At 52.1% G+C, this 1257-nt stretch carries 3 tRNA genes and 1 pseudogene; all 4 read right to left on the bottom strand.

Annotated features, from left to right (window positions below):
• Nucleotides 1-452, bottom strand: a pseudogene (locus A3730_RS01580) (two-component system sensor histidine kinase/response regulator); the annotation flags it as partial.
• A gap of 295 nt (nt 453-747) precedes the next feature.
• Nucleotides 748-834 (bottom strand) — tRNA-Leu (locus A3730_RS01575).
• A 132-nt stretch (nt 835-966) separates the two neighbouring features.
• Nucleotides 967-1040 (bottom strand) — tRNA-Cys (locus tag A3730_RS01570).
• 54 nt (nt 1041-1094) lie between these two features.
• Nucleotides 1095-1170 (bottom strand) — tRNA-Gly (locus A3730_RS01565).
• Nucleotides 1171-1257: the final 87 nt, after the last annotated feature.

Here is a 1257-nt window from a genome sequence, read left to right as displayed (position 1 = left end):
CCTATACGCTGGTAAAGATCATCCGACGAACCGTTATTGGTAATCAGGCTGCGGGCCAGCGCCGTCGCTTCGTCGATATAGGCGGTAAAATTGCGTCGCAATTCTTCCACACCAGCGGAAAGCGTTGGATCGGTGCGTCGAATGTCACCCAGCCGCTGCTCGAAGGCCGCCGCCCTGGACTGAGCTTCTTCCAACAGGTCCGGGTCCGCCTGGGTTATGGCCGCGATGTAGGATTCGCTAATAGCGATAAAATCCACATTATTCGCATTGATCAACTCAAGAACCGGGAAGTCCTGGCTTTCAATCCGCTTGAGATGATCGATATTGGTTTCGGCGATGTAGAAGCTGTAGGCCGCGTAGACCACAAACAGCACAATCCCCAGCCCGGCTACAGACAAGATCTTCAGCCGCACGGACAGGTTCTGGAACCAGTTCATTGAGATAGCCCTCATGCCTTTTCCGGCTTGTTGTTATCCAGGCCCCTTTGCAGGGCTAAGACTAAAGTGTGAGGCTACCAGAAACTGACAGAAAGCGGCAATAAATCACATGAATAGCGCAGGCTAGAAAGCTGATTTTTCAGGGATAAAACAGGCCAAACCGACAAAGAAAGCGCAATAAAATGCACTTGCAAGCGCGCAAAGCTGATGCCGGGCGGTGCCTTAAACTAGCCACCCGGCAGACGAGCACAATGGGTCAACAGGCTGAAATGCCGGCGCGATGGAATAAGAGAAGAGGAGCAAGAGAAGTTGGTGCGGGTAGCCGGACTTGAACCGGCATGACCTAATGGTCGACAGATTTTAAGTCTGTTGTGTCTACCAATTTCACCATACCCGCAGGAAGATCATCGTGCGCGTTAAGCGTGAAATAAAAACAGGGACAGGTTAAGCGACTGTTTCTATTTATCTTTCTGTTGAAATGACGACTCAAGCTGTGCCTGTCACTTCATCGCCCGTGTGGGTCGGTAATTGGAGGCGCGGGTCGGAATCGAACCGGCGTTAACGGAGTTGCAGTCCGCTGCATGACCACTCTGCCACCGCGCCATTTAACTGTTTCACCAAGAAAAAACCTCGGCATAACCGAGGCTTTCAGAATCTTGGAGCGGGAAACGAGATTCGAACTCGCGACCCCAACCTTGGCAAGGTTGTGCTCTACCAGCTGAGCTATTCCCGCTTTTTTCCGCAGCGAAGACACGCTTCGTTGCGGGAAAGAATTCTACTCATCACCCCTCGGGTGTCAACCCGGCATCGGGTGTTTTTT

It is taken from the genome of Alcanivorax sp. HI0044 (assembly GCF_001634945.1).
This window is presented reverse-complemented; position numbering and strand designations above follow the sequence as displayed.